This window comes from Isoptericola variabilis, assembly GCF_050311655.1.
Classification (GTDB): Bacteria; Actinomycetota; Actinomycetes; order Actinomycetales; family Cellulomonadaceae; genus Isoptericola; species Isoptericola variabilis.
The window spans coordinates 195,540-215,099 of sequence record NZ_JBNOZM010000004.1; the positions used below are offsets into that span (position 1 = coordinate 195,540).

The window sequence follows — 19,560 nt, forward strand, 5'->3', positions numbered from 1 at the left end:
CCTAGGCTCGGCGCCATGACGAGGATCGTGGCCGGCCGGTTCGGCGGGCGCTCGCTGCAGGTGCCGCCGAAGGGCACGCGACCCACCAGCGACCGGGTCCGCGAGGCGATCTTCTCCCGCCTGGACCACCTCGACGTGCTGGACGGCGCGCGGGTGCTCGACCTGTACGCGGGATCCGGCGCTCTCGGGCTCGAGGCCGCGAGCCGCGGCGCCGCCGACGTCGTCCTGGTGGACGCGAACCGGCGCGCGGCGGACGTCGCCCGCCGCAACGTCGCGGCCCTGGGCCTGCAGCGCGAGGTGCGCGTCGTCGCCGACTCCGCGGAACGGTTCGCGGCGGGTGCCGTCGCGTCGTCAGCCGGGTCCGGGTTCGACGTCGTCTTCCTCGACCCGCCCTACGACCTGGCCGAGGACGCGCTCGCGACCGTGCTCGCGCACGTCGCCGCGCCCGGGGTGCTGGCCGCGGGCGCCGTCGTCGTGGTGGAGCGGTCCACCCGCAGCCCGGAGCCGGCCTGGCCCGCCGGCCTGGAGCCGTTCGCCCGCAAGGACTACGGGGAGACGGCGGTGCACTACGCCGAGCCTGCCGGCCCGGGAGCCGACGGCGCGTAGCGCTCGGCCCCCGCGAGGGCTGCGACCGGCACGGTGGCGAGCGCGTTCGCGTCGGCCGGGTCGACGAGGGCGACCGACTCCCCGGCCGCCGCCTCGAGCAGCCGCCGGACGGCGGGATCGTCCGACACGGTGCCCTCGCACTCCCGCAGGTGCTCCAGGAGGAAGCCGCGCACGGCCGCGGCGGGCACCGCGTCCGCGCCCGGCTCCGTCCCGAGCGCCACCAGCAGCATGGCGGGCACCCGCGGCGACCCCGGGCCCCCGATGCCCGGCTGGAAGTAGGGCACGGCGAGCGCCCGCGCGCCGTGCCGCGCGTAGAAGCGCACGCGCGCCGCCGGGTCGCCGTGGCTCGGGTGGGCGGCATGGTGGCCGGGGTGCTCGACCTCCGCCAGCACGAGCACCGGGTGCAGCTCCTCGCGCCACCCCGCGAGCGACCGGTCCAGCAGCCGACCGCCGACGCCGCCGCCGCGGTGGCCGGGCGCCAGCGCGAGGTAGTCCACGAGCAGCACCTGCGTGGCCCGCGACCAGGAGGCCACGATCCCGGCGACGGCCTGCCCGTCCTGCTCCACGCCGTAGGCCGTGAGCTCGCCGGAGGCGAACCCGGCCCGCAGGTCGTCGGGTGACGTGAGCTCGTCGGGCGGGAACGACGGCGCCAGCACGTCCCGCCACAACGAGTCGAGCTGGGCCTCCTCGATCAGCGGCACCACGGCCGGTTCCGCGGGCGACGGGTGGGGTGCGGCGTCGTCGGTCATGCCCTCAGGGTCTCCCCGCGGCGGGGTGACGGCACCCCGACGACCCTCCCCGGGATCGCGTGGCCGCTGTACTAGCGTGACCGGCGTGAGCATCGCCGTCTGCCCCGGGTCGTTCGACCCGATCACGCTCGGCCACCTCGACATCGTGCGGCGCGCGCGCCGGATGTTCGACGTCGTGGTGGTCGGGGTGGCCCGCAACGCCAGCAAGAACGCGCTGCTGGACCCGGAGGCGCGGGTGGAGCTGGCCCGGACTGCGCTCGCGGCCGACCCGGAGACCGCCGACGTGCGGGTCGAGGTGGTGCCCGGGCTGCTGGTGGACTTCTGCCGGGAGGTCGGGGCGGTCGCGGTGGTCAAGGGCCTGCGCGGCGGCGCGGACTTCGACGCCGAGCTGCCGATGGCCCTCATGAACCGGCACCTGACCGGGATCGAGACGGTCTTCGTGCCGGGGGAACAGCGGTACGCGCACGTCGCGTCGTCGCTGGTCAAGGACATCGCGCGGTACGGCGGGCCGATCGACGACCTGGTGCCGGACGGCGTCGGGGACGCCGTGCGGGCGGCCCTCGGCAGATGACACGGGGCTGACGAGCAGGGCCGGACGAGCAGGACCAAGGAGCAGGGGATGAGCGAGACGACCGAGACCACGACCGGGGCCGGCCAGGGGGACAACCCGGCCGGCGGGCTGCTGGACATCCTGGAGGACCTGGCCGCGCTGGTCGAGAACGCGCGCTCCGTGCCGCTGTCGACCAACGTGAAGCTGGACCGCGACCAGGCGCTCGCGCTCGTGGACGAGCTGCGCGACGCGCTGCCCACGCAGGTGGCCCGCGCCGACGAGGTGCTCGCGGCCGCCCGCGACACCCTGGACGACGCGCACCGGCAGGCGGAGGAGATCGTGGCCGCCGCGCGCGCCCGCGCGATCGAGCTGGTGCAGTCCGAGCAGGTCGTGGTGCAGGCGCAGTCGCGGGCGGCGGAGCTGGTCGCGGAGGCCGAGGCGCGCGCGGCGGCGCTGCGCACCGACGCGGACGCGTACTGCGACGGGCGGCTGGCGGACTTCCAGCAGGACCTCGATGCGCTGTCGAACCAGGTGCGTGCCGGGCGGGAGAAGCTGGCCGAGCGCCTCGAGCAGGGGGCGCCCCGGGTGCGCTGGGACGCCGTCTCCGACCCGCGCTGGCCGCAGGAGCGGCGCTCCTGACCTGCGCCGGCGGGTGCACCGGGGGCGACGCGCGGCGTGAGAGACGCGTCACTCCCGGGCGTGCTGCGCGGCGGCGCCGCGATGGCCTAGACTAGGTCGCTGGCCCGAGTCCGGGCCGAACCCCCTTCCCGCCCGTCGGGTCCAGCCCTGCTCATCACTGTTCATCGGAGCCTGCCATCGCCACCGCGAAGCCCTCGCCGCTCGTGCTCGACACGCACGAGCTGTCTCGGCGACCCGGTTCGATGGAGGAGGTCGCGCGCGTCGTGCCCGCCCCCGCGGACATGGGGACCGCCGTCATCGGCGTGCCCGAGGGTGACGACCTGACCCTGGGCCTCCGGCTCGAGTCGGTCATGGAGGGGGTGCTGGTGTCCGGCGTCGTGCGCGGCACGGCGGTGGGGGAGTGCGTGCGCTGCCTCGACCCGGTCTCCCAGCAGGTGACGGTGCGCGTGCAGGAGCTCTTCGCCTACCCCGAGAGGGCGCAGGCGGCGGAGGAGTCCGGCGACGAGGACGCCGAGGACGAGGCCGTCCTGGTCGACGACCAGGCCGACATCGAGCCGGCGGTTCGGGATTCCCTCGTGACTGCACTACCATTTCAACCGCTGTGCCGTCCGGACTGCCCCGGCCTGTGCTCCGTCTGCGGGGCGCGGCTGGCGGACGACCCGGACCACCATCACGACCTCGTCGACCCCCGGTGGTCGGCGCTGCAGACCATGCTCGAGGAGTCGAGCGTGTCCGACGAGACGAAAGAGAGCTAGCCGTGGCTGTTCCGAAGCGCAAGATGTCGCGCAGCAACACCCGTGCGCGCCGTTCGCAGTGGAAGACCACCGCGGCGGTTCTCACGACGTGCCCGAGCTGCAAGGGGCAGAAGCTGTCCCACGCCGCGTGCCCCACCTGCGGTGCCTACAAGGGCCGCCAGTACGCCGAGGCGCTGCGCACCGAGCACGCGGGCTGACATGCCTGCATCCGGCAACCGGCCCCGGCCGGAGCCGACCGCTCTTCTCGAGAAGCTCGGGGTCCACCTGGACCCCGAGCTTCTCGTGCTTGCCCTGACGCACCGGTCGTTCGCGCACGAGGCGGGCGGCATCCCGACGAACGAGCGGCTCGAGTTCCTGGGCGACACCGTGCTGGGGCTGGTCGTGACCGAGGCGCTGTACCGGCGCCACCCCGACCAGTCCGAGGGCGAGCTGGCGAAGATGCGCGCGGCGACGGTGTCGCAGCGCGCCCTCGCCGCCATCGCGCGCCGCCTCGACCTCGGCGGCTACGTGCTGCTCGGCAAGGGCGAGATCCGCACCCGCGGCTTCGACAAGGACTCCATCCTGTCGGACACGGTGGAGGCCCTGATCGGCGCGACGTACCTGTCGCACGGGCTGGAGACCGCGCGCGAGCTGGTGCACCGCCTCGTGGACACGACGCTCGACGCGGCCGCCGGGCTGGGCGCCGGGCTCGACTGGAAGACGTCGCTGCAGGAGGCCGCCGCCGTGCGCGGTTTCGGCGCCCCCGTCTACGAGGTGACCGGCGAGGGCCCCGAGCACGCGCGCGTCTTCCACGCGCAGGTGACCGCCGGCCCGGTGCTGGGCCTCGGCACCGGCTCCGCGAAGAAGCACGCCGAGCAGGCCGCCGCCGAGGAGGCGTACCGCGCCCTGCAGCAGCTCCCGGTGCCCGGCGCCGACGCCGTTCCCGGAGACGCCGCCGGTGCCTGAGCTCCCCGAGGTCGAGACCGTCCGCGACGGCCTCGACCGGCTGGTCGTGGGCGCCGTGGTGCGTGACGTCGAGGTGTTCCGCGACTACTCGGTGCGCCGGCACGACGGCGGCCCGGCCGGGTTCGCGGACCAGCTCCGCGGCCGGCGCCTGGCCGCCGCCGTCCGGCGCGGCAAGTTCCTCTGGCTGCCCCTCGAGGGCGACGGGCCGGACCAGGGGGCAGCCCTGCTCGCGCACCTCGGCATGTCCGGCCAGCTGCTCGTGCGCGACCCCGCCGTCGCGGGCGACTGGGCGCACCCGCACCTGCGCGCCCGGCTGCATCTTTCCGGCGCCCCGAGCGGTGCCGAGTACCTCGACTTCGTCGACCAGCGCACGTTCGGTCACCTGTCCGTCGTCGACCTGGAGCCCACGTTCGACGGCGCCCCCGGCGGCCTGGGCAGCGACCTGCCCGCGGTCCCGGAGCCGGTGGCGCACATCGGCCGCGACCCGCTCGACCCGGCGTTCGACGTCGACGCGGTGATCGCCGCGATCCGGCGGCGGCGCACCGGGATCAAGCGGGCGCTGCTCGACCAGACGCTGCTGTCCGGGGTCGGGAACATCTACGCCGACGAGGCGCTGTGGCGCGCGAGGCTCCACTTCGCGCGGGCGACGGACCGGCTGCGGCCGATCGAGGTGCGCCGCGCCCTGGACGCGGCCGCCGAGGTGATGGCCGAGTCCCTGGCGCAGGGCGGCACGAGCTTCGACGCGCTGTACGTCAACGTCAACGGCGAGTCCGGGTACTTCGCCCGCGGCCTCGCCGCCTACGGGCGCGAGGGCGAGCCGTGCCCGCGCTGCGGCGCCCCGATCCGTCGCGACGCCTTCATGAACCGCTCGTCGTACACCTGCCCGGTCTGCCAGCCGCGGCCGCGGAACGGGCGCTGGTAGCTCCGTCGCCTGACGAGGATGTCGAGAGCCGGGATCTCGACGGACTCAATCGGCGGGACGCGCGACGACGTTGCGCAGCCCGGCCGCGCCGTCGGACAGCCAAGCCCGCACCTGCTCGGTGACGAAGCCGGCCGCGCCCTGCGGCCGCCCGCCCGCGACGTGCGGCGTGAGGATGAGGTGGGGGGCGTCCCACAGCGGCGAGCTCTCCGGCAGCGGCTCGGTCTCGGTGACGTCGAGCGCGGCGCCGGCGAGCGAGCCGTCGCGCAGGGCGGCGACCAGCGCCTCCTCGTCGACGGTGGCACCCCGCCCGGCGTTGACGAACCGGGCGTGGTCGGGCAGCAGGCCGATCACCCGCGCGTCGAGGGAGTGGTGCGTCGCCCCGGTCGCGGGCAGCAGCGAGATCAGGACGTCGGTGGTGGGGGCCACCTCCTCGATCGAGTCGACCACGGGGAAGCCGTACCGCTCGCCGGCCGACGACGCGACCCCGGTCACGCGCGCGCCCAGCGCCGCGAGGAGCGGCGCGAGGACGGCGGCGATGGAGCCGAAGCCCCAGATCGTCACGCGGGCGCCGTGCAGGGTGAACCACGACTCGTGGTTCGCCTGCTCCTTGCCGAGGTCACGGTCCCAGGAGTGCTCGTGCTGCGCCGCGAGCGTGCGGTCGAGGCGCCGCACGGAGGCGAGGACGAGCGCGAGCGTGTGCTCGGCGACGGTCGCGTCGTGCAGCGAGCGGCCCGAGGAGATGACGACGTCGGGCGCGAACCCCGCGGCGAGCGCCTGGTCGGGGCCGGCGTTGAGGGTCTGCACCCAGCGCAGGTTCGTCATCCGGCGCGCCGCGTCCTCCATGACCCACTGCGGGCTGGACCACGTGACGAGCGCGTCGGCGTCCGTGTGCTCCTCGGGCACCGGGTCGCGCATCACGTACCGCGCCACCTCCACGCCCGGGACGTCGATCGTCAGGTCGAAGGGCACGTTGCCCGGCACGAGGAGCTTCACGCCTGGGGACGCTATCAGCCCGTCGGCGGGTGGTGCCGGGGTGGTTCAGTGTCGTTCGCCGTGCGCCCTGTGACCTGCCCTCTTATCGTTCGAGAGGTCCGGCGTCCGCCGGGAGGCACGGGTGTCGAGGAGGTCGGCATGACGACGTCGGGGACGGGGACGGCGCCGCCGACCCGCGAGCAGGTGCGGAAGGCGATGACGGCGCGCACGCCGCGCAACTACATCACGTGGCTCACGCTCGCGTTCATGATCACGTCGTCGGTGGCGAGCCTGCGGGCCGCGCCGACGATGGCGGTCTACGGGCTCGCGGCGGTCTTCCTGTACGTGGTGCCGGCGCTGGTCTTCCTGCTGCCGACGTCGCTGGTCTCGGCGGAGCTGGCGTCCGGCTGGTCGGGCGGCGTGTACCGGTGGGTGGCGGAGGGGCTGTCGAAGCCGCTCGGCTTCCTGGCCGTGTGGTGCCAGTTCGCGATGACGATCTTCTACTACCCGAGCCTGCTGGGGTACGTGGCCAGCACGTTCGCCTACGTCATCAACCCGGCGCTGGCGTCCAACGGCGTGTACGTGGCGATCGTCATCGTCGTCATCTACTGGGCCGGCGTCTGGGTGTCGTCGCAGGGCACGAAGACCGTGGCGGGGCTGTCCAGCGCGGGGCTGATCATCGGCACGCTCATCCCGGCCGCGATCCTCGTGGTGCTGGGCATCGTGTTCCTCGGCCAGGGCAACACCTCGGCCGCGCCGATGGACTCGTCCCACCTGCTGCCGCAGTGGACGGGCATCGCGTCGCTGGTGCTCATCGTCAACAACTTCCTGTCCTACGCGGGCATGGAGATGAACTCCGTGCACGTGAACACGCTGAAGAACCCGGGCAAGGAGTTCCCGCGCGCCATGTTCCTGGCGATCGGGCTCGTGCTGGTGATCTTCATCCTCCCGGCGGTCGCGATCAGCTGGGTGATCCCGGCCGACCAGCTCTCCCTGACGGCGGGCGTCATGCAGGCGTTCGACGCGTTCTTCGCCAACTTCGGCGTGTCGTGGCTGACGCCGATCCTCGGCCTCATGCTCATCGCGGCGTCGATCGGCGGCATGCTCACCTGGCTCGCGGGGCCGTCGAAGGGCCTGCTGACGGTGGCGCGCGAGGAGGGCTACATGCCGCCCTTCCTCCAGCAGCTCAACAAGCACGGCGTGCAGCAGAACATCCTCGTGGCGCAGGGCGTGTTCACCACGGTGATCGCCCTGCTGTACGCGTTCATCCCCGACGTCTCCAGCGCGTACTGGATCCTGTCGGTGATCACCACGCAGGTGTACCTCATCATGTACCTGCTGCTGTTCGTCGCCGCGATGCGGCTGCGGCGCACGGCGCCCGACCACCCGCGCGGCTACCGCGCCCCGGCGCTCGGCCTCCTGTGCGTGGTCGGCTTCCTCGCCTCCGTGGCCGCGCTGGTCATCGGCTTCGTGCCGCCCGCGCAGTTCTCCAGCGGCTCGGTGGGGGTGTACATCCTCATCGTCGGCGGCGGCCTCGGCATCATCGGCCTGCTGATCCCGTGGCTGTTCCTCAGGCTCCGCAAGCCGTCGTGGCGCCAGCCGACGGAGGCCGCCGCGGACGCCGGCACCAACGTCACGACGGGCGAGGGGGAGTGACATGACCACCACCACGACGCCGTCGGCCCGCCCGGAGCCGGGCGCCCCGCGCCGCCACCGCTGGATCACGTACACGGCCGCCGCCGTCCTGATCCTGGTGCTGGGCGCGATCATGATGATCCAGTTCGCGGGCTACCAGGACCGGCAGGACGAGCGCGAGGCGGAGCAGAAGGCCGCCACGCTGCACGCCGCGTTCGCCGACATCGGCATCACCGCCTTCTCCGAGGAGACCATCGCCCGCGTGCTCGGGTCCGACGGCGGAGGGTTCTGCACCGACCCGGCCGCGCTCGTGGACGCCACCGCGAACCTCGGGTCCGCGAACGGCGCCGCCGGGCCGGGCCTGCGCCCCTCCGTGCTCGACGAGCGGCGGCTCGAGGGCGACCGCCTCGTCATCGAGACCTACTGCCCCGAGCAGCTCGACGCGTTCGACGCCTACGTCGACTCGCTGAACCTGGACGACACCACGACCCAGCCCACCGACGAGACCACCAGCGAGGAGACCCCATGACTTCCCCCGACGTCGCGGCCGTGCGCGCCGCCGTCGCCCCGCTGCTGCCGCGGGCACTCGACGACCTGCGCACCCTCGTCGCCATCCCGTCCGTGGCGGACGAACGGCTCTACCCGCGCGAGGAGTGCGAGCGCGCGGCGGACTGGGTCGTCGACGCGTTCCGGGCCGAGGGCATCGACGACGCCCGCCGTGAGCGCACCACCGACGGCTCGGACGTCGTCGTCGGGTACCGCCCCGGCCCGCCCGGCGCGCCGACCGTGCTGCTGTACGCCCACTACGACGTGCAGCCGCCGCTCGACGACGCCGCGTGGACCACGCCGCCGTTCGAGCTCACGGAGCGCGACGGCCGCTACTACGGCCGCGGCGCCGCGGACTGCAAGGGGAACGTCGTCACGCACCTCACCGCGCTGCGGGCGCTGCGCGCGCTCGGCGGCGACGACCTGCCCGTGGGCGTGCGCATCGTCATCGAGGGGTCGGAGGAGCAGGGCACCGGCGGACTGGACGGGTGGGTCGAGGCGAACCCGGGCGCCCTGGCCGCGGACGCGATGCTCATCCAGGACACGGGCAACGCGACGCTCGGCCTGCCCACCCTCACCGTGTCGCTGCGCGGGGCGACGAGCCTCGTCGTGCGCGTCGAGGCGCTCGAGGGGGAGATCCACTCCGGCATGTTCGGCGGGGCCGCGCCCGACGCCCTCGCGGCCCTGGTCGCGCTCCTGGCCACGCTGCGCGACGCCGACGGGAACACCACGATCGACGGCGTCGACGCCTCGGGCACCTGGCCGGGCGTCGGGTACGACGCCGACCAGTTCCGCGCCGACGCGGGCGCGCTGCCGGGCACGCGCCTGCTCGGCGACGGCACCGTGGCCGACATGCTGTGGGCGCGGCCGGTCGTGACGATCCTCGGCATCGACGCGCCGTCGGTCGTCGGGTCGGCGGCGGCGATCCAGCCGCGCGCCGCCGCCCGCCTCAACCTGCGCGTGCCGCCCGGCGCGGACGCCCGCGACCTCCAGGACAAGCTGGCGGCGCACCTCGAGGCCCACGCGCCGTGGGGCGTGCGCGTCACCGTGGAGCGCGACACCCCCGGGCAGCCGTTCGCCGCCCGCACCGACGGGCACGTCTTCGAGACCCTGTCCACGGCGCTCGCGGACGCCTACGGCAAGGCCACCGTGACCGCCGGGCAGGGCGGGTCCATCCCGCTGTGCAACATCCTCGCGGGCCAGTACCCCGACGCCGCGATCGTGCTGCTCGGCGTCGAGGAACCGGCCTGCCTCATCCACGCGCCGAACGAGAGCGTGCACCCGAGCGAGATCGAGAACCTCGCCGTCGGGGAGGCGCTGTTCCTGGCCCGCCTCGGCCGGGGCGCGTGACAGCAGCGACCCGCCCGGCCGCCGCCCGCTACGACGCCGTCGTGGTGGGCGGCGGGCACAACGGGCTGACGGCCGCCGCGTACCTGGCGCGGGCGGGGTGCAGCGTGCTCGTGCTCGAGCGCCTCGACCACGTGGGCGGCGCGGCCGTGTCGGCGCGGGTGTTCCCGGGCGTGGACGCGCGGCTGTCGCGCTACTCGTACCTGGTCTCGCTCCTGCCTCGCCGGATCGCCGAGGAGCTGGGCCTGTCCGTCACGCTGCGCCGCCGCCGCTACTCCTCGTACACGCCCGTGGGGGACGCCGGCCTCCTCGTCGACACCGGGGACGACGCCGCCACCCGCGCGTCGTTCGCGGCGATCGGCGCTGCGGAGGACCATGCGGCGTGGCAGCGCTGGTACGCCGCCACCGGCAGGCTGGCGCAGCGGCTCTTCCCGACGCTGACCGAGCCGCTGCCGTCCCGCGCGGAGGCCCGTGCCCTGGTGGACGACGCCGCGACCTGGCGCGACGTGGTCGAGCGCCCGCTGGGCGAGGCGCTGCGCGAGCGGTTCGCGTCCGACGTCGTGCGGGGCGTGGTCGCGACCGACGCGTTGATCGGCACGTTCGCGGACCTGGACGACCCCTCGCTGGTGCAGAACCGCTGCTACCTCTACCACGTGGTCGGCGGCGGCACGGGGGACTGGGACGTGCCGGTGGGCGGGATGGGCGCCGTGTCCGGGGCGCTGCGGGACGCGGCCCTCGCCGCCGGCGCCACGGTCGTGACGCGGGCCACGGTCGTCGCGGTCGACCCCGGGAGCGGGGCCGAGGCTCGGGTCGCCTGGACCGACGACGACGGACGCGACCGTGAGGTCGCGGCGGGCGCGGTGCTGTGCGGGGCGGCGCCCGACACGCTCGACCGCCTGCTCGCGGCGGGCGGGGCCGCGCCGTCGGGCCGCGCCACCTCACGGCCCCCCGAGGGCGCCCAGCTCAAGGTGAACCTGCTGCTGCGGCGCCTGCCGCGGCTGCGGGACGGCGTCGACCCGGCCGCCGCGTTCGGCGGCACGTTCCACGTCAACGAGTCGGCCGCGCAGCTCCGCGCCGCGCACGCGCAGGCGGCGTCGGGCCAGGTGCCCGACGTGCCGCCGTGCGAGATCTACTGCCACTCCCTGACGGACCCGTCGATCCTCGGGGCGGAGCTGCGCGCGTCCGGCGCCCAGACGCTCACGCTGTTCGGCCTGCACATGCCCGCGCGGCTGTTCCGCGGCGACGCGCTCGGCCCCGACGGCTCCCACGACGCCGCCCGGGAGCGGGCGCTCGTGGCCACGCTCGCGTCGCTCGACTCCGTGCTCGCGGAGCCGGTCGAGGACGTGCTGCTGCGCGACGCCGACGGCCGTCCGTGCGTCGAGGCCCGCACCCCCGTCGACCTGGAGGGCGACGTCGGGCTGCCGGGCGGGCACATCTTCCATCGCGACCTGTCGTGGCCGTGGGCGCCGGACGGCGCCGAGGACGGGCTCGACCGCCCGGGCTCCTGGGGCGTCGAGACCGTGCACCCGCGCGTCGTGCTGGCGGGCGCCGGCGCGCGGCGTGGCGGGGGAGTGAGCGGCGTCCCCGGCCGCGCCGCGGCGATGGCGGTGCTGGGCGGCGTCCCCGGTCGGCGCCGCTAGCGGATCTCGGTGCGCAGCAGCCCGCGCAGGCCGAACGCCAGCGGGACGCCGACCCACAGCAGCGTCGACGTGCCGAGCTGCGCCCACGTCTCGCCCGTCACCTGAGGGGCGGAGAAGGCCTGCAGCGTCGTCGCGAGGTCGAACCAGAGCCCGTGCGCGGCCCACCACGCGACGTACGACGCGGCGATGGCGGAGAGCATCGGCGCCACGAGCACGAAGCCGAGGTACGCGACCAGGGCCGGCGCCGACGACCGGATCAGCACCCCGAGGGCGAAACCCACCGACGCGGAGAGCACGGTGACCAGCAGGAACCGCGCGGCCTGGTCGGCGGTGAGGTCCCACGCCGCGGGCGCGTCGTGCAGGGCGCTCCCGACGACGATCCCGACGGCGGCCACGGCGACCCCGACGGCGGCGGTCGCGAGCGTGACGAGCAGCACCGCCAGGGCCTTCGCGCCGACCACACGCCCGCGCCGGGGGACCAGCGCGAAGGTGGTGAGCGCCCCGCGCTGGCTCCACTCCCCGGTGACCGCGAGGACCGCGACCATCGGCACCAGCAGCTGCAGCGGCATCACCTGGACGGAGACGAACGACCCGAACGACGCCGTGGCGCCCACCCCCCACAGCGTGCCCATCGCGACGATGCCGAGCACCACGAGCGCGATCGTGACGAGCAGCCAGGCGCCCGCCCGCGTGTCGCGGACCTTGCGCAGCTCGACGCCGACGAGCCGCCCCAGCGGGGGCGCCGTGGTGCCCCGGAGCGTCGGGAGGCCCGCGGCCTCGGTACGGGCGGCCTGGTCGACGGCGGTCATGCGGCGGCTCCGGTGCTCGCGCGCGGGGTGTCGCGCTGGGTGTCGGTGGTGAGCGCGAGGAACGTCTCCTCGAGGCTGGCGCCGTCCGCGGCGCGCAGCTCGGTGACGGCGATCCCGGCGGCGAAGGCCGCGGCGCCGGCGGCGCCGAGCCCGGCGTCGGTCGTCACGGCGCCGTCGGACGTGGGTGCGGCCGTGAACCCGGCGCCGGTCAGCGCGGCGGCAAGAGCGACGGGGTCGGCGGCGCGCACCAGCGTGCCGTGCCCGGCGAGGAGCTCGTCCTTGGTGCCCTGCGCCACGACGCGGCCGTTCCCGATGACGACGATGTCGTCTGCGATCATCTGGATCTCCGCGAGCAGGTGGGACGACAGCAGGACCGTGCCGCCGTCGTCGGCGAACGCTCGCAGCAGGTCGCGCATCCAGCGGATGCCGGCGGGGTCGAGGCCGTTGGCGGGCTCGTCGAGCACGAGCACCTGCGGCTCGCCGAGCAGGGCGGTCGCGACGCCGAGGCGCTGGCGCATGCCGAGCGAGTAGTCGCGCACGCGCCGGTGCGCCTCCGCCTCGGTGAGGGAGACGAGGTCGAGCACCGCGTCCACGCGCCGGGCGGGCAGGCCGAGGGTGCGCTGCGCGAGCGTCAGCGTCTCGAGGCCCGTGCGGCCGCCGTGCTGGGCCGACGCGTCGAGCAGCACGCCGACGTCGAGGCCCGGGTTCGGCAGGTCGGCGTAGCGCCTTCCCAGCACGCGCGCGGTGCCGGACGTCGGCTCGCCCAGCCCGGTGAGCACCCGCAGCGTCGTGGACTTGCCGGCCCCGTTCGGGCCGAGGAACCCGGTCACGCGGCCGGGGCGGGCGGTGAAGGAGACGTCGTCGACGGCGGTCACCCCGCGGTACCGCTTCGTCAGGGCGTCGATCGTGATCATGCGGCGACCCTACGGGCGCCGGGCCGCGGCCCGGCATCCGGCATCACCCTGGGTGGACCCTGGCTTCCCCGGTGCGTTCCTGGTCGGCCGCCCACGCGTAGCCCGGCTCGTCGTGCAGCAGCGCGGCGTGCGGGCCGCGGGCCACGACCTGCGCCGCACCGCCCGCGTCGTCGCCGGCGCCGGGGGAGGCGCCGAGCAGCAGCACCTCGTCGGCGACGGCGAGCGGCGTGAGGCGGTGCGACGCCACGACGACCGCGCGCCCCGTGTCGCGGGCGTGCGCCGCGAGGGTGGCGACCAGGGCGTCGGCGGTGGCGGCGTCGAGGTGCTCGGCCGGCTCGTCGACCAGCAGCACGCGGGCGGGGGCGAGCAGCGCCCGGGCGACCAGCAGCCGTCGGCGCTCGCCGCCGGAGACGTCGGCACCGTCCGGGCCGAGCAGGGTGTCCAGGCCGTCGGGCAGCCCGGTGATCCAGGCGTCCAGGCCGACGGCGGCGAGCGCGTCGCGCGCGTCGTCCGCGGTCACGTCCGGCCGGGCGACGCGCAGGTTCTCGAGCACCGTCGTGCCGAACAGGTGCCCGTCCTCGGCGACGAACAGGGTGCCGCCGTCGCCGGCCCGGACCTCGCCGGAGCGCGCCGGCAGCAGGCCGGCCGCCGTGAGCAGCAGCGTCGTCTTGCCCACGCCGGACGGTCCCGCCAGCGCGACGACGCCACCGGGCCGCAGCGCGAGGTCGACCCCCGCGACCACGGTGCGGCCGGCCCAGCCGGCATCGACCCCGGCGAGCTCCAGGAGCGTGCCGGACCCCGGGGCCACCGGGGCGGGCCGTGCGTCGGACAGGTCCGTGCCGTCGGGGAGGAGGGCGACGAGGCGCCGGGCGGCCTCCCTCGACCGGCGCAGCTGGACGGCGGCGGCAGGGAGCGTGGACGTCGCCTCGAAGACGGCGAGCGGCGTGAGCACGACGACGGCCAGCTCGACCGGTGTCAGCGTGCCCGCCGCGACCGCCGGCAGCCCGAGCAGCAGCGAGCACAGCACGGCGAGGGTCTGCGCGCCGGCGTCGATGGCGGCCGACGTGCCGGAGATGCGCGCGCCGTCGTCGGTGGAGCGGGTGAGCCGCGCGTCGGCGGCGCGCAGGCCTACCAGGCGGTCGTCGAGGCGCCCGGCGACGCGCAGCTGCTGGCCGTCCTCCAGCAGCTCGAGCGCGCGCCCGGTCACCTCCGCCCGGGCCGCGGCGCCGCGGCGCTCGACCGACGCGGCGGCGCGAGACGCCAGCCACGGCGCGAGCACGCCCGTGAGCAGCAGGCAGCCGAGCAGGGTGGCCCCGGCGGCGGGCAGGAACGCCCCGACGAGGATCACCGAGCCGAGCCCCACGCAGGCCGCCACCCCGGCGGGGATCAGCGCCCGCACGACGACGTCGCCCACCGCGTCGACGTCGGCGCCGACGCGGGCGAGCAGGTCGCCGCGGCGCAGCGCGATCACGCGGGTCACCGGCCCGCGGGCCAGCGCGTCGTAGAGGTTGGCGCGCAGGGCGGCCATGCCGCGCAGGGCGACGTCGTGAGAGGCGAGCCGTTCGAGGTAGCGCAGCACCCCGCGTCCGGTGCCGAAGGCGCGCACGGCCACGACGGCCACCGAGAGCTGCAGCACGGGCGGCATCTGCGACGCGCGGGCGATGAGCCACGCCGCTGCGGCGGCCAGGCCGACGGAGAAGCCGAGCGCCAGGGTGCCGAGCGCGACGGCGCGCGCGACGCGGGTCCAGCGCACCTCGAGCATCGGCAGCACGCGGCGCAGCGGGTCGGCGGTGCGGCGGTTCACGACGCCACCGCCTCGGCCGGCCCGACGGCGCGCGCCGCGACGTCCACCACCTGGTCCGCCAGTGCCAGGAGTGAGGCCCGGTGCGCGACGACGACGACCGTCCGCCCGGCGTCGCGCCAGGCGCGCACGGTGTCGAGCACCACCTGCTCGCCGCGGGCGTCGAGGTGCGCGGTGGGCTCGTCGAGCAGCACCAGGGGCGGTGGAGCGCCGTCGTCGGGGGCACTGTCCGAGGCCTCGCCGTCGAGCAGCGCGGCCGCGAGCGCCACGCGCTGCCGCTGGCCCACGCTGAGACCGGTGCCGCCGAGGCCGACCGGGGTGTCCCACCCCTGCGGCAGGCCCGCGACGACGTCGTCGAGGCCGGTGGTCCGCGCGGCTGCGGCCAGGACGTCGTCGCGCACCGGGCGGCCGTCGGTGACGGCGTCGCGCACGGTGCCGGGGGCCAGGGTGGGGCGCTGCGGCACCCACGAGACCTGCGGCCACCAGGTGGTCGGGTCGACGTCGGCGAGATCGATGGGGACCTGGTCGACGGGCGTCGCCCCGCCCGAGGGCTCGACGAGGACCCGACCCTCGTCCGGGCGCAGCAGCCCCAGCAGGACGAGCGCGGTCGTCGACTTGCCCGCGCCGCTGGGCCCGCGCAGCGCGACGACCCGGCCGCCGCCGGGGCGGCCGGTGCCCAGCGGCACCCGCGCGGTGAGCCCGGCGGGGGCGAGGACGCCGCGGTCGCCGGCGCGCACGCCGACGCCGTCGAGCACGAGGGTGGCTCCGGCGAGGGGCGGTGCGGACGCGGTGCCCGCGGCCGGGACCGGCCGCTCCAGGAGGGCGAAGGCCCGCTCGGCGGCGGCGAGGCCGTCGGTCGACGCGTGGAACTCGGCGCCGACGCGGCGCAGCGGCAGGTACACCTCGGGGGCGAGCACGAGCACGGCGATGGCGGGCACGAGGGCGATCATCCCCTCGACGAGGCGCAGGCCGACGCCGACGGCGACGATCGCGACGGACAGCGTGGTGAGCAGCTCCAGCACCATCCCCGACAGGAACGCGATCCGCAGCGTGCCCATCGTGGCACGGCGCGACGCGTCGCCGAGTGCCCGCACGCGGGCGCCGGGGCCGATCTCGCGGCCGAAGGCCCGCAGGGTCGGCAGCCCGGCCAGCAGGTCGAGCACCTGCGAGCCCAGGCGCTCGATGGTGCGCAGCCGACGCTCGGAGGCGCCGGCGGTCATGACGCCGACCAGCCACATGAAGAGCGGCACGAGCGGCAGCGTCACGACGCAGATCAGCGCGGAGACCCAGTCGAGCCCGAGCACGACCAGCACCAGCGCGGGGGTGAGGATCGCCGTGAGCAGCAGCTGCGGCAGGTAGCGCACGAGGTAGGGGCCCAGGTCGTCCAGGCCGCGCGTCGCGAGCGTCGCCGTGGCGGCGGCGCCCTCGCCGTCGGCGCCGTCCTTGGCCGGTCGCGGGCCCAGGGCCACCGCGTGCGCGACGACCTGCTCGCGCAGCTCGGCGACGACGTCGGCCGCCGCCTTCTGCGCGTACCGTTCCTGCGCCCAGGCGATGACGGCGCGTGCGGCGATCGCCGCGGCGAGCGCCCCGAGCCACGGCGCGACGTCGGCGACGGCGAGCGGCGCGCCCGCGCTGCCCGCCGTCACGGCCGGGCCGAGGGTGTGCGCGATGGCGAACGCCTGGAGGACGACGGCGCCCGCGGCGGCGACGCCGAGCGCCGCCGTCAGGGCGACGTACCACCGGGCCGAGCGCGCACGCCGCAGCAGGCGGGGGTCGAGGGGCTTCACGGGAGCGGGCCAGGGATCGGCACAGTGGTCGGCACGGAGGTCGGCACGGAGGTCGGCACGGAGGTCAGTATCGACGACGGGCCGCGCGTCAGAACGCCGCGTCCTTGATCTTCTGCCACGTCAGCCCCGCCGGGGCGGGGATGTCCTTGCTGGACAGCCGGCGCCGGAACACCCAGTACGTCCACGCCTGGTAGGCGATGACGAGCGGGGTGAGCACCACCGCCACCCACGACATCACGGTGAGGGTGTAGGGCGTCGAGGCCGCCTCCGCCACCGTGAGGGCCTCGCCGCCGTCGAGGGCGGGGATGACGTCGGGGTACATGGAGCCGAAGATCAGGACGACGGCGCTGGCGATGGCGACGGCCGAGAGCGTGAACGCCCAGCCCTCCCGCCGCGCCCGGGCGGCCACGACCACGCCGACGAGCGCGAGGGCCGCGACCGCGACGGCCGCCCACGTCCAGGTGGTCGAGAAGGCGACCTGGGCCCAGATCGCCCAGCCGCCCGCGACGACGAGCGCCACCACGGACAGGGCCGACGCGAGCCGGCCGGCGCGCTCGCGCACGTCGCCGTCGGTCTTGAGGGCGACGAACACGCTGCCGTGCAGCAGGAACAGCACGAGCGTCGTGAGGCCGCCGAGCAGGGCGAACGGGTTGAGCAGCGCCCAGAACCCGCCCACGTACTGGTGGTCGGAGTCGAGCAGCAGGCCCCGCACCAGGTTGCCGAACGCGACGCCCCACATGATCGAGGGGACCCACGACCCGAACTGGATGGCGAGGTCGCAGCGCCGTGCCCAGCGGGTGTCGGAGATCTTGCCGCGGTACTCGAACGCGACGCCGCGGGCGATGAGGCCCAGCAGGATGATCAGCAGCGGCAGGTAGAAGCCGGAGAACATCGTGGCGTACCACTCGGGGAAGGCGGCGAAGGTGGCGCCGCCCGCGGTGAGCAGCCACACCTCGTTGCCGTCCCACACCGGGCCGATCGTGTTGATGAGTACCCGGCGCTCGGAGTCGCGCTGCTCCTTGCCGCCGCGCGGCAGGATCGACAGCAGCATGCCGACGCCGAAGTCGAAGCCCTCGAGCACGAGGTAGCCGGTCCACAGGACGGCGATGATGACGAACCAGAGGATCGCGAGGTCCACGGGGTCTCCCAGTCTCAGTCTCGGGCGCTCAGTACGCGAACGACAGCGGGCGGTCGGCGTCGTCGGGGTCCTGCGCCTCCGGCGACTCGTCGCGGACGACGTCCGGGACCCCCTCGACCGTGTACCGGTGCATGAGGCGGTACCAGACGACGGCGAGCACCGCGTAGACGAGCGTGAGCACGATCATCGACGTGAGGATCACGCCCGCCGGCACCGCCGTGGACACGCCCCGCTCGGTGAGCAGCCGCACCTGGTCGATGCCCGTCGGGTTGGGCGCCACCACCCAGGGCTGGCGGCCCACCTCCGTGAAGATCCATCCGAACGAGCAGGCGAGGAACGGCATGGGGATCGCGAGGATGCCCAGCCTGCCCAGCCAGACGTTGTCGCTCACCCTGCCCTTGCGGGTGGCCCACAGCGCGGTGAGCGCGAGCGCCAGGGAGAACACCGCCAGCCCGATCATCAGGCGGAACGACCAGTAGGTGATGGCCAGCGGCGGGGTGTAGACGACGGGCTCGCCCGACGCGGTGACGTCGCCGTAGCGCTCCGTGTACTGCTCCTGGACGTCGTAGACGCCGGGCAGGTAGGACTCGGGGCCGGAGAAGTGGCCGGTGCCGAGGAAGCTGGTGACGCCCGGCACCGAGATGAGGTGGTCCACGTCCTCGCACCCGGCGTACAGGGGGCCGACGGCGAGGATGGAGAACTCGGCGGCCTCGGTGCCCTCGCACAGGGCCTCGGCCGACGACATCTTGCCGGGCTGCTGCTCGTACATGAGCTTGCCCTGGAGGTCGCCGGACCAGATCACGCCGGTGCCGGCGATGATCATGGTCCACACGCCGACGAGGACCGCGGGCCGGTAGACGGTGCGCGCCTTCTCCACGTTCTCGGGCTTCTTGCTGCGCACGAGCCGCACCATCCACCAGGTGGCGATGCCGCAGACGAAGGTGCCGGCGGTGAGGAACGCTGCGGTGATGGTGTGCGGGAAGGCGGCCCACAGCGTGTTGTTCGTCAGCACGGCGCCGATGGACTCCATCTCGGCGCGGCCGGTCTCCTCGTTGTAGATCGTGCCCACGGGGTGCTGCATCCACGAGTTCGCGGCGAGGATGAAGAACGCCGAGAGGTTGGTCGCCAGCGCGAACAACCAGATGGCCGCGAGGTGCACCTTCTTCGACACGCGGTCCCAGCCGAAGATCCACAGGCCGAGGAAGACGGACTCGACGAAGAAGGCGGCCAGGGCCTCCATCGCCAGCGGGGCGCCGAAGACGTCGCCCACGAAGCGGGAGTACTCGCTCCACGCCATCCCGAACTGGAACTCCTGCCAGATGCCGGTCACCACGCCCAGCGCGAAGTTGATCAGCAGGAGCTTGCCGAAGAACTTGGTCAGCCGGAGCCACCGCTCCTTCTTGGTGACGACCCACGCCGTCTGCATCCCGGCGACCAGCGGCGCGAGGCCGATCGTCAGCGGGACGAAGATGAAGTGGTAGACGGTCGTGATGGCGAACTGCCAGCGGGCCAGTGCGAGGGCGTCCACGGGGTTCTCCTTGCTCGTTCGTCCGACCGGTCTCTCGACCGTAGGACCACCGGTGTGCGGGCGCACGACCAGCGCGGTCGTCATCACGGGACGGGGTTCGTGAAGACTTTCACGATCTAAGTCGTGAAGGTCTTCACAAGTCAAGCCGGGGTGGCTCGGGCGCGCGACGTGCGGCGTCGGGTCACGCGGTGGGGCGCGCAGGATGCGATACTGGTCCGAAGCCGTCCGGGCCCACATCCCGGGGCGGCCCACGAGCTCGCAGCACTCGCGATCCGCA

General features: G+C 75.0%; 19 protein-coding genes. 11 read left to right on the forward strand and 8 right to left on the reverse strand.

Annotated elements, in window-relative coordinates:
• Positions 1–15 precede the first annotated feature (15 nt).
• Positions 16–606: a 16S rRNA (guanine(966)-N(2))-methyltransferase RsmD gene (gene rsmD, locus ACQP60_RS10700; RefSeq protein ID WP_429731934.1), complete on the forward strand. Its 591-nt coding sequence runs from the start codon at positions 16–18 to the stop codon at positions 604–606.
• On the opposite strand, the gene ACQP60_RS10705 is transcribed toward rsmD, so the two are convergent.
• A complete protein-coding gene (locus tag ACQP60_RS10705) occupies positions 567–1,355 on the reverse strand; it encodes a GNAT family N-acetyltransferase (RefSeq protein WP_429731937.1) in 789 nt (262 codons plus the stop codon). The two genes, rsmD and ACQP60_RS10705, sit on opposite strands and share 40 nt — an antisense overlap.
• 85 nt (positions 1,356–1,440) lie before the next feature.
• Between ACQP60_RS10705 and coaD the strand changes: the two genes are divergently transcribed.
• The 6 genes from coaD (at position 1,441) to mutM (ending at position 5,166) form a co-directional block, all read left to right on the forward strand.
• Entirely contained in the window at positions 1,441–1,926 is a 486-nt protein-coding gene (gene coaD, locus ACQP60_RS10710) for a pantetheine-phosphate adenylyltransferase (protein ID WP_429731940.1), read from the forward strand.
• A gap of 48 nt (positions 1,927–1,974) precedes the next feature.
• Complete coding sequence (locus ACQP60_RS10715; RefSeq protein WP_429731943.1) at positions 1,975–2,544, forward strand: hypothetical protein; 570 nt, start codon at positions 1,975–1,977, stop codon at positions 2,542–2,544.
• A 203-nt stretch (positions 2,545–2,747) separates the two neighbouring features.
• On the forward strand, positions 2,748–3,299 hold the full coding sequence (locus tag ACQP60_RS10720; RefSeq protein ID WP_429731946.1) for a YceD family protein: 552 nt from the start codon (positions 2,748–2,750) through the stop codon (positions 3,297–3,299).
• Positions 3,300–3,301: 2 nt separating this feature from the next.
• Positions 3,302–3,496: a 50S ribosomal protein L32 gene (gene rpmF / locus ACQP60_RS10725; protein ID WP_079574722.1), complete on the forward strand. Its 195-nt coding sequence runs from the start codon at positions 3,302–3,304 to the stop codon at positions 3,494–3,496.
• Position 3,497: 1 nt separating this feature from the next.
• Positions 3,498–4,244: a ribonuclease III gene (gene rnc, locus ACQP60_RS10730; protein WP_429731949.1), complete on the forward strand. Its 747-nt coding sequence runs from the start codon at positions 3,498–3,500 to the stop codon at positions 4,242–4,244.
• Complete coding sequence (mutM, locus tag ACQP60_RS10735) at positions 4,237–5,166, forward strand: bifunctional DNA-formamidopyrimidine glycosylase/DNA-(apurinic or apyrimidinic site) lyase (protein WP_429731952.1); 930 nt, start codon at positions 4,237–4,239, stop codon at positions 5,164–5,166. The genes rnc and mutM overlap by 8 nt, the downstream gene beginning before the upstream one ends.
• 45 nt (positions 5,167–5,211) lie before the next feature.
• Here the strand turns inward: mutM and ACQP60_RS10740 are convergent, their stop codons facing one another.
• Positions 5,212–6,159 (reverse strand): NAD(P)-dependent oxidoreductase, encoded by a 948-nt coding sequence (locus tag ACQP60_RS10740; RefSeq protein WP_429731955.1) that lies wholly within the window; start codon positions 6,157–6,159, stop codon positions 5,212–5,214.
• 138 nt (positions 6,160–6,297) lie between these two features.
• On the opposite strand from ACQP60_RS10740, the gene gadC reads away from it, so the two are divergent.
• Genes gadC through ACQP60_RS10760 form a run of 4 tightly spaced genes read left to right on the forward strand, consistent with a single transcriptional unit; the run spans position 6,298 to position 11,306 of the window.
• Positions 6,298–7,794, forward strand: a complete 1,497-nt coding sequence (gadC, locus tag ACQP60_RS10745; protein ID WP_429731958.1) for a glutamate/gamma-aminobutyrate antiporter GadC — start codon at positions 6,298–6,300, stop codon at positions 7,792–7,794.
• A gap of 1 nt (position 7,795) precedes the next feature.
• A complete protein-coding gene (locus tag ACQP60_RS10750) occupies positions 7,796–8,302 on the forward strand; it encodes a hypothetical protein (protein ID WP_429731961.1) in 507 nt (168 codons plus the stop codon).
• Positions 8,299–9,669, forward strand: a complete 1,371-nt coding sequence (locus ACQP60_RS10755) for a dipeptidase (RefSeq protein WP_429731964.1) — start codon at positions 8,299–8,301, stop codon at positions 9,667–9,669. Before ACQP60_RS10750 ends, ACQP60_RS10755 begins: the two co-directional genes overlap by 4 nt.
• Complete coding sequence (locus ACQP60_RS10760; RefSeq protein ID WP_429731966.1) at positions 9,666–11,306, forward strand: phytoene desaturase family protein; 1,641 nt, start codon at positions 9,666–9,668, stop codon at positions 11,304–11,306. Before ACQP60_RS10755 ends, ACQP60_RS10760 begins: the two co-directional genes overlap by 4 nt.
• On the opposite strand, the gene ACQP60_RS10765 is transcribed toward ACQP60_RS10760, so the two are convergent.
• From ACQP60_RS10765 to ACQP60_RS10790, 6 genes are all read right to left on the reverse strand, one after another.
• Positions 11,303–12,115, reverse strand: a complete 813-nt coding sequence (locus tag ACQP60_RS10765; protein ID WP_429731969.1) for a hypothetical protein — start codon at positions 12,113–12,115, stop codon at positions 11,303–11,305. The genes ACQP60_RS10760 and ACQP60_RS10765 overlap by 4 nt on opposite strands.
• Positions 12,112–13,029, reverse strand: coding sequence for an ABC transporter ATP-binding protein (locus tag ACQP60_RS10770; protein WP_429731972.1), 918 nt, complete (start codon positions 13,027–13,029; stop codon positions 12,112–12,114). Before ACQP60_RS10770 ends, ACQP60_RS10765 begins: the two co-directional genes overlap by 4 nt.
• A 43-nt stretch (positions 13,030–13,072) precedes the next feature.
• Positions 13,073–14,833, reverse strand: a complete 1,761-nt coding sequence (cydC, locus tag ACQP60_RS10775) for a thiol reductant ABC exporter subunit CydC (RefSeq protein ID WP_429731975.1) — start codon at positions 14,831–14,833, stop codon at positions 13,073–13,075.
• Positions 14,830–16,617 carry a thiol reductant ABC exporter subunit CydD gene (gene cydD, locus ACQP60_RS10780; RefSeq protein ID WP_429731978.1) on the reverse strand — a complete coding sequence of 596 codons (1,788 nt, stop codon included), beginning with the start codon at positions 16,615–16,617 and terminating at the stop codon, positions 14,830–14,832. Before cydD ends, cydC begins: the two co-directional genes overlap by 4 nt.
• An 88-nt stretch (positions 16,618–16,705) precedes the next feature.
• A complete protein-coding gene (gene cydB, locus ACQP60_RS10785) occupies positions 16,706–17,755 on the reverse strand; it encodes a cytochrome d ubiquinol oxidase subunit II (RefSeq protein WP_429731981.1) in 1,050 nt (349 codons plus the stop codon).
• Between the two features lie 28 nt (positions 17,756–17,783).
• Positions 17,784–19,283: a cytochrome ubiquinol oxidase subunit I gene (locus ACQP60_RS10790; RefSeq protein WP_429731984.1), complete on the reverse strand. Its 1,500-nt coding sequence runs from the start codon at positions 19,281–19,283 to the stop codon at positions 17,784–17,786.
• Positions 19,284–19,560 lie beyond the last annotated feature (277 nt).